The following is a 6,496-nucleotide window of genomic DNA, read 5'->3' on the forward strand; positions in this document are numbered from 1 at the left end:
GCCCGGAGCGCGCGCCTTTCTCGCCGTGGGGCGCGCGTCGCTGCCGGAGTTTCGCGGACTGCGCGGGCCGATCCATCTGCGCATGATGGAGACGCCGCGCCGCAAGCCCGCGCTCTCGCGCGTCCGGCCAGTGCCGGGGGCCGGGCCGTTCGATGCGCGCGGCGAAGAGCGGCTCTTCCGTCGCCTCGGCATCGACTGGCTGGTCCTGCGCAATGCCGGAGGCCCCGGAAGCTGGCCCAAGCTCGAGGCCGCGCGGCGCATGGGGCTGCCGGTGGCGATGGTCGACCGCCCGCGCCGCCCCGAAGGGCCGCGTGTCGAAACCGTTGAGGAGGCGCTGCGATGGCTGACCCTGCTGACCCTGTCGGACGTCTGATCGAAACCCCGGCCTGCGTCGCCGAAGGCGCCGAGTGGCTGGCGCGCGCCGAGCCGCGCTTCGCGCATGCGCTCGACGCCACCGGCCCGCTGTCGCTGCGCCGCTCGCCCGACGGGTTCGGCCAGCTTCTGAACGCCATCGTCAGCCAGCAGGTCTCGGTCGCCTCGGCGCGCGCCATACGCGCCCGGCTGGAAGAGGCGGGCTTCGTCACCGAAGACGCGATCCGCGCCGTGACCGAGGAGGACCTCCGCGCCGTCGGTCTCTCGCGCCAGAAGGCGCGCTATGCCCGCGCGCTGGCCGAGGCGCAAATCGACTACGCCGCGCTTCGCACCGCGCCCACGTCCCGGGTGGTCGAGACGCTGACCTGCGTCACCGGCATCGGCGTCTGGACCGCCGAGATCTACGCGATGTTCTCGCTCGGGCGCGCCGATGTCTTTGCGCCGGGCGATCTCGCCTTGCAGGAATCTGCCCGTCTTTTGTTCGACTTGCCCGAGCGACCGCGCGAAAAGGCGCTGCGCGCGATGGCCGAGGCCTGGTCGCCCTGGCGCGCGGTTGCGGCGCGCGCGCTCTGGGCCTACTACCACGTGGCCAAGGACAGGGAGGGCATCGCATGACGCGCGTATTGCAAGCAGGACGGAAGGAACCGCTCTCGGGCGAGACGCGGTCGGTGGTGGTGTTCCTGCACGGCTACGGCGCCAATGGCGCCGATCTCCTGGGCCTCGCCGATCCCCTGGGCGAGCATCTGCCCGACACGCTCTTCGTCGCGCCCGATGCGCCCGAGGCCTGCGCCGGTGCGCCCTTCGGCTTCCAGTGGTTCCCGATCCCCTGGATCGACGGATCGAGCCAGGAAGAGGCCGAGGCCGGGCTCCTGAAAGCCGCCGACGACCTCAACGCCTTTCTCGATGCGCTGATGGTGGACGAGGATGTGCTGCCCGAGCAGGTCGTGCTCTTCGGCTTCAGCCAGGGCACGATGATGAGCCTGCATGTCGCGCCCCGGCGCGAGGACGAGGTTGCCGGGATCGTCGCGTTCTCCGGGCGTCTCCTGCAGCCGGAATTGCTCGAGGACCAGGCGGTGAGCCGTCCTCCGGTGCTCTTGGTCCATGGCGACATGGACGACGTGGTGCCGCCGCAATCGCTGCCCGAGGCCGCCGAGGCGCTGCAGAAGGCCGGATGGAAGGAAGTCTATGCGCATGTCATGAAGGGCACCGCGCATGGGATCGCGCCGGACGGGCTCTCGGTGGCGCTCGCCTTCATGCGCGACAAGTGCGGTCTCTGACCCGCGTCACGCCTACGTCATGTGCAGACCGTATCCCGGACCTGACCGCGCCATATGGCGGGGGTTGTCAGGTTGCGCCCCCGATATATAGTGGTGGTAGCTGGGGCGGGATGTCCCGCTCTGGTGCTTGGTTTCGGGCAGACAGGGCGGGGAACGAGTCCCAGATGGATTGCGATTTCAGAACCAGTTTCGTGCGCGAGCCGGGGGCGCTCAGGCAGCACCCGGCGCTCGTGCTCAACGCGGACTACCGTCCGCTCTCCTACTATCCTTTGAGCCTCTGGCCTTGGCAGGATGCGGTGAAGGCCGCGTTCCTCGATCGGGTCGATATCATCGCGGAATATGACGAGGTGGTCAGAAGCCCGTCGATGAGCCTCAAAATCCCGTCGGTCGTGGTGCTCAAGGATTACGTCAAGCCGTTGAAACGGGTGGCGTTCACGCGCTTCAACCTGTTCCTCAGGGACGAATTCCGCTGCCAGTATTGCGGCACCAAGCGCGAACTGACTTTCGACCATGTCGTGCCCCGCGCCGCGGGCGGCATCACATCGTGGGAGAACGTGGTCGCGGCCTGTGCGCCCTGCAACCTCAAGAAGGGCTCCAAGTCCCTGAAGCAGGTCGGCTTCGCGCTCCGCAGACCACCCCGCCAGCCGGGCGCGGAGGAGCTCCGCAACATGGGCCGGAAATTCCCGCCGAACCACTTGCACGACAGCTGGATCGACTTCCTCTACTGGGATGCGGAGCTCGAGGCCTAAAGCGGTCCTCGCGCACAAGACTGCGCGACGCCTATCAGCGCGAGGCCTGAAGGCTGCCCGCGCTTTGGCTTTTTCGGCGCGCCGCTTTTGCGGACTTTCGTTGGAACGTCGCGGACCAACGTGGCTCGACCGCGCATGCAGGCCAAAATCGTTATCCGTGCTCTCCGCGGCTCTCGTCGAAGATCGCAAAAGCAAAACCCGCCGCGACTGCGACGGGTTCAGAAATGCTGTCGAAAGACCGGGGAGGTCTTAGCCCTGGCCGCCGCCCTGCTGGGGCGCGGTCTTGCTCTTGCCGGAGAGCGGATCGTCCTGGCGCTGGACCGAGCCTTCGAAATGGGCGCCGGATTCGATCGCGATCGTCTTGTGAATGATGTCGCCCTCGACACGCGCGGTGGCGGTCAGGCGCACCTTGAGGCCGCGCACGCGTCCGACGATGCGACCGTTCACGACGACGTCGTCGGCGACCACTTCACCCTTGATCGTGGCGCTCTCGCCGACGGTCAGGAGATGGGCGCGGATGTCGCCCTCGACGGTGCCTTCGACTTGGATGTCGCCGGTGGTCTTGAGATTGCCGGTGATGTGCAGATCGCTGGACAGAACCGATGCGGCAGGCTTGGCCTTGGGTGCGGTCGGTTTGAAATCGGACTGCGCGGCGGGGCGGGGCGTCTCGGGCGCGGCCGGTTTTGCGTCGTCGGGCTTGGGCGCCGGATCGTTGATCTTGCTCTTAGAAAACATCGTTCGCAGCCTTGATGTAGGTCATGGGGTTCACGGCTTCACCGCCAACACGGACCTCGTAGTGGAGGTGCGTGCCGGTCGACCGTCCGGTGTTTCCCATATCACCGATGCGATCCCCGCGCGAGACCCTTTGACCGACGTTCACGCGGATTCTGGAGAGATGCGCGTAGCGGGTTTCGATGCCGAACTCGTGCTGGATCTTGATCAGACGACCGTAGCCGGACTGCCAGCCTGCGTGGATCACGACGCCATCGGCGGTCGAGTAGATCGGCGTGCCATGCGGCGCGGCAAAATCGGTGCCGGCGTGGAGACGGCCCCAACGGTAGCCGAAGCCCGAGGTGAAGCGGAACGGATCCTTGAGCGGGCTGGCGAAAGGCGCCTTCTGGGCGGCGATCCGGTAAAGGTTCAGCCGGTCCATTTGCTTGAGGATGGTGTTGGCGCGGCGCGCATCGGGACCGAGATCCTCGCCCTTGGTCGAGAAGGAGAGCGGCGTGAGCGGGCCACCCTGGCCGGAATAGCCGCGACGGACCTTGTCCAGCAGGCTCTCGGGGTTCATGCCCGCGGCTTCGAACATCTTGTCGAGCGGCTCGACCGAGACGGTCATGGCCTCTTCGAGCTGGCGGAAGATCAGGTCGTTCTTCTCTTCCATCAGCCGGATTTCGGTTTCCATCTCGTCGGCGCGGATCAGGGCGTCCTGCGCGTCGGCGACGACCTGGTCGCGCTCGGCGGCGGTCTTGGCGAGCGCGTCGGAAAGGAAGGTGAGCGTGCTGTCGGCGGCGGCCGTGTCGGCGCCCGGGGTCTCGCCGGCCTCAATCTGCTCGCGCAGCGCCGCGAACTGGTCGCGGAAGGTCTCGCGCTCCTTCATCGTGGTGCCGAGGGTGGACTGGACCACGTCGAGCGCGGTCTCGAGCTCACGGCGGCGGGTCTCGCTCTCGAGCAGTTCGGACTGCATCGAGGAGACCTGCTCGAGCGCGGTCGAGAAGCGTTCCTGGGCCGCGAGCGCCTCCTGGGTGCGGAGGTCACGCTCGGCGGAGAGATCGTTCAGGCGTTGCTGGTAGGTGATCTGGTCGCGAAGCGCCTGGTCGCGGAAGCTTCCGGCACCGATCGTGTCCATCAAGAGGACGGCGGTGGCGATGATCGACCAGCCTATGACCGCGGAGCCGGTGAAAAAGGCGATGGCCTGCGTTTCGGGTTTGAGGCGGATGAAGCGTGTGTCGCTCTCGGATCGAAGGAAAAGTCGGCGTTCCGGAAAATACTTCTCCAAAAACGCGTGGGTCTTGATCGCGAAGCGCGTTCTCACAGGTTCATCCCTCGTTCCCGTCCCAACAAACGGAGCTCTGGCGTCCCCAACCGGCTCCTTGGGAACCGGAGTTAGACAAGCCGCGTGACGATCGCAACAAATTTGCCCGCAGAGGCCCGGTTTGGGCGCCGGATCGCCGGGTTCCGGCGAAAATCCGCCGATGTCAGGCGGTTCCGGGGCAGGTTTCACATCCGAACGGGTATCAGCCCTCTACGAGCGGCCAGTAGAAATCGGGGTGCAGACCGGCCTCGGCGCGCTTTTCGGCATTGAAAGGCGGCTTCAGGCGACCCGGGAAATAGCGGCGGACAAGCGCGTGGAAGGTGGGCTCGGGATCGGCCCCGTCGCGTCCGCAGAGGAAGTGAAACCATTTCGAGCCATAGGCGACATGGCCGACCTCTTCGGCATAGATCGTCTCGAGCGCGGCGACGGCGCTGGTGGCCCCGGCCTTGCGGAAGACGTCGATCATGCCCGGGGTCACGTCGAGCCCGCGCGCCTCGAGAACCATCGGCACCACCGCGAGCCGTCCCATCAGGTCGTCCGCGGTATCGCGCGCCGCGCGCCACATGCCCGAATGGGCCGGAAGCGCGCCGTAAAAGCTGCCTGCCTCTTCGAGGCAGTCGCACATAAGGTTGAAATGCTTGGATTCCTCGTCCGCGGCCTTCACCCAGTCGTCGTAGAAGCCCAAGGGCATCGGGACATGGGCGAAGCGCGGGATGATGTCCCAATGCAGGTCGACGGCGTTCAACTCGATATGGGCGACCGCGTGCAAAAGCGCGATGCGGCCCTGGGGGCTGCCGGGCTTGCGCTTGGGCACGTCGCGCGGATCGAGAAGCTCGGGGCGCTCCGGGCGCGCGGGATCGAGCGGAGGCTCGGCCGCGCCGATCTCAAGCGGCGTGCCCGCGGCGCGCGCCTCGGTCCAGGAGCGGGCGTAGTCGCGGGATTTACGGGTTTTCTCGCGGCCATCGGCTGTTCTCAGCACGTCGACCGCCATCTCGCAGAGGCTCATCATGCGGCGATCTCTACCGCGAGGGGCGCGCGGAGGCGAGGGGCGGCAGAGCCCCGCCGCCCACGCGCGCCATCGCGGTCACAGGGCGCGCACGCGCTCCAGCACCGCCTCGGCATGACCGGGCACCTTCACCTTGGGCCAGGTCTCGAGCACCGTGCCATCCGCGCCGATCAGAAACGTGGCGCGGGTGATGCCCATGAAGGTCTTGCCGTACATCTTCTTTTCCGACCAGACGCCGTAGTTTTCGCAGGTGTCGCTGTCCTCGTCGGAGAGGAGCGGCACGCCGAGGTTCTTCTTGGCCATGAACTTGTCGTGGCTGGCGATGCTGTCCTTGGACAGCCCGTAGACCGCGACGCCCGCGGCTTCGAACTCGGGCAGGAGGCGGGTGAAATCCTCGTTCTCCTTGGTGCAGCCCGAGGTGTCATCGCGCGGGTAGAAGAACAGGACGACCGGCCTGTCGATCTTCGACAGGGTAACGGTGTCGCCGCCGGTGGCGGGCAGGGTGAAGTCGGGGGCGGTGTCGCCTACGGCAATCATGTGACGGTCCTTTTATCGGGCCCGGGCTGGTCCGGGCGGCATTTCGGGGTAGTCTCACGCGCAACGATAACCCGATGAGGCCGGGCTTCCAGTGACGGCACAAGCCGACCCTTCCCGAAAACCGCGCAGGCGGCTCTGGGCGCTCCTCGTGGCGCTGCCGGTGCTGTTGGTGGCGCTCGCCGCGATGGCGATCGAGCGGCCGCTACCGCTCCCGGACTGGGCGCGTGACCGGCTGGAAGCGGCGGTCGAGGCGCGGCTGCCGGGTCTTGATCTCGACAGCCAGGGGATGGAGCTCTTTCTCGGGCGCGACGGTGTCCTTCGGGTGCGGCTCGACGGGCTGCGGCTGGCAAGCGCCGAGGGCCGCGAGCTTGTCTCGCTCGCGGGCGCCACCGCGCGGCTCGACGCGACCGCGCTTCTCGGAGGGCGGGTCGAGCTGCGCGACCTGGCGCTCTCGGGCGCGGTCCTGACGCTCGACCGCGACGCCGAGGGTCGGCTTTCGCTGGGCTTCGCGCCCGTGGGC

General features: G+C 67.4%; 8 protein-coding genes and 1 pseudogene. 5 read left to right on the top strand and 4 right to left on the bottom strand.

The annotated features are described in order from the left end of the window. The 4 genes from ACFQ4E_RS20215 to ACFQ4E_RS20230 form a co-directional block, all read left to right on the top strand. Positions 1-373 (top strand): precorrin-6A/cobalt-precorrin-6A reductase (locus ACFQ4E_RS20215; protein WP_386806345.1); only part of this gene is annotated, 373 nt, incomplete at its 5' end. Continuing rightward, positions 340-987, top strand: a complete 648-nt coding sequence (locus ACFQ4E_RS20220; RefSeq protein ID WP_386806346.1) for a DNA-3-methyladenine glycosylase family protein — start codon at positions 340-342, stop codon at positions 985-987. The genes ACFQ4E_RS20215 and ACFQ4E_RS20220, both read left to right, overlap by 34 nt. Continuing rightward, positions 984-1,649, top strand: a complete 666-nt coding sequence (locus ACFQ4E_RS20225; RefSeq protein ID WP_386806347.1) for an alpha/beta hydrolase — start codon at positions 984-986, stop codon at positions 1,647-1,649. Before ACFQ4E_RS20220 ends, ACFQ4E_RS20225 begins: the two co-directional genes overlap by 4 nt. Before the next feature lie 164 nt (positions 1,650-1,813). Further along, positions 1,814-2,398 carry an HNH endonuclease gene (locus ACFQ4E_RS20230; protein ID WP_386806348.1) on the top strand — a complete coding sequence of 195 codons (585 nt, stop codon included), beginning with the start codon at positions 1,814-1,816 and terminating at the stop codon, positions 2,396-2,398. 249 nt (positions 2,399-2,647) lie between these two features. Here ACFQ4E_RS20230 and ACFQ4E_RS20235 read toward each other — a convergent pair whose 3' ends face one another. From ACFQ4E_RS20235 to ACFQ4E_RS20250, 4 genes are all read right to left on the bottom strand, one after another. Further along, the gene (locus tag ACFQ4E_RS20235) at positions 2,648-3,133 is read right to left on the bottom strand and encodes a bactofilin family protein (protein ID WP_386806349.1); all 486 of its coding nucleotides are present in this window, start codon (positions 3,131-3,133) and stop codon (positions 2,648-2,650) included. Then, on the bottom strand, positions 3,123-4,433 hold the full coding sequence (locus ACFQ4E_RS20240) for a DUF5930 domain-containing protein (RefSeq protein WP_386806350.1): 1,311 nt from the start codon (positions 4,431-4,433) through the stop codon (positions 3,123-3,125). The genes ACFQ4E_RS20235 and ACFQ4E_RS20240 overlap by 11 nt, the downstream gene beginning before the upstream one ends. 202 nt (positions 4,434-4,635) lie before the next feature. Continuing rightward, positions 4,636-5,442, bottom strand: coding sequence for a ferritin-like domain-containing protein (locus ACFQ4E_RS20245; protein WP_386806351.1), 807 nt, complete (start codon positions 5,440-5,442; stop codon positions 4,636-4,638). Between the two features lie 75 nt (positions 5,443-5,517). Next, positions 5,518-5,976, bottom strand: a complete 459-nt coding sequence (locus ACFQ4E_RS20250; RefSeq protein ID WP_386806352.1) for a peroxiredoxin — start codon at positions 5,974-5,976, stop codon at positions 5,518-5,520. 91 nt (positions 5,977-6,067) lie between these two features. On the opposite strand from ACFQ4E_RS20250, the pseudogene ACFQ4E_RS20255 reads away from it, so the two are divergent. Beyond that, positions 6,068-6,496, top strand: a pseudogene (locus ACFQ4E_RS20255) (hypothetical protein); the annotation flags it as partial.

Origin of the sequence: Litorisediminicola beolgyonensis, from assembly GCF_042679605.1 — a bacterium.
In the GTDB taxonomy this organism is placed as follows: Bacteria; Pseudomonadota; Alphaproteobacteria; order Rhodobacterales; family Rhodobacteraceae; genus Litorisediminicola; species Litorisediminicola beolgyonensis.

Coding starts and splice junctions, on each gene's coding strand:
- ACFQ4E_RS20220 (WP_386806346.1), top strand. CDS start 340: ATGGCTGACCCTGCTGACCCTGTCGGACGTCTGATCGAAACCCCGGCC.
- ACFQ4E_RS20225 (WP_386806347.1), top strand. CDS start 984: ATGACGCGCGTATTGCAAGCAGGACGGAAGGAACCGCTCTCGGGCGAG.
- ACFQ4E_RS20230 (WP_386806348.1), top strand. CDS start 1,814: ATGGATTGCGATTTCAGAACCAGTTTCGTGCGCGAGCCGGGGGCGCTC.
- ACFQ4E_RS20235 (WP_386806349.1), bottom strand. CDS start 3,133: ATGTTTTCTAAGAGCAAGATCAACGATCCGGCGCCCAAGCCCGACGAC.
- ACFQ4E_RS20245 (WP_386806351.1), bottom strand. CDS start 5,442: ATGATGAGCCTCTGCGAGATGGCGGTCGACGTGCTGAGAACAGCCGAT.
- ACFQ4E_RS20250 (WP_386806352.1), bottom strand. CDS start 5,976: ATGATTGCCGTAGGCGACACCGCCCCCGACTTCACCCTGCCCGCCACC.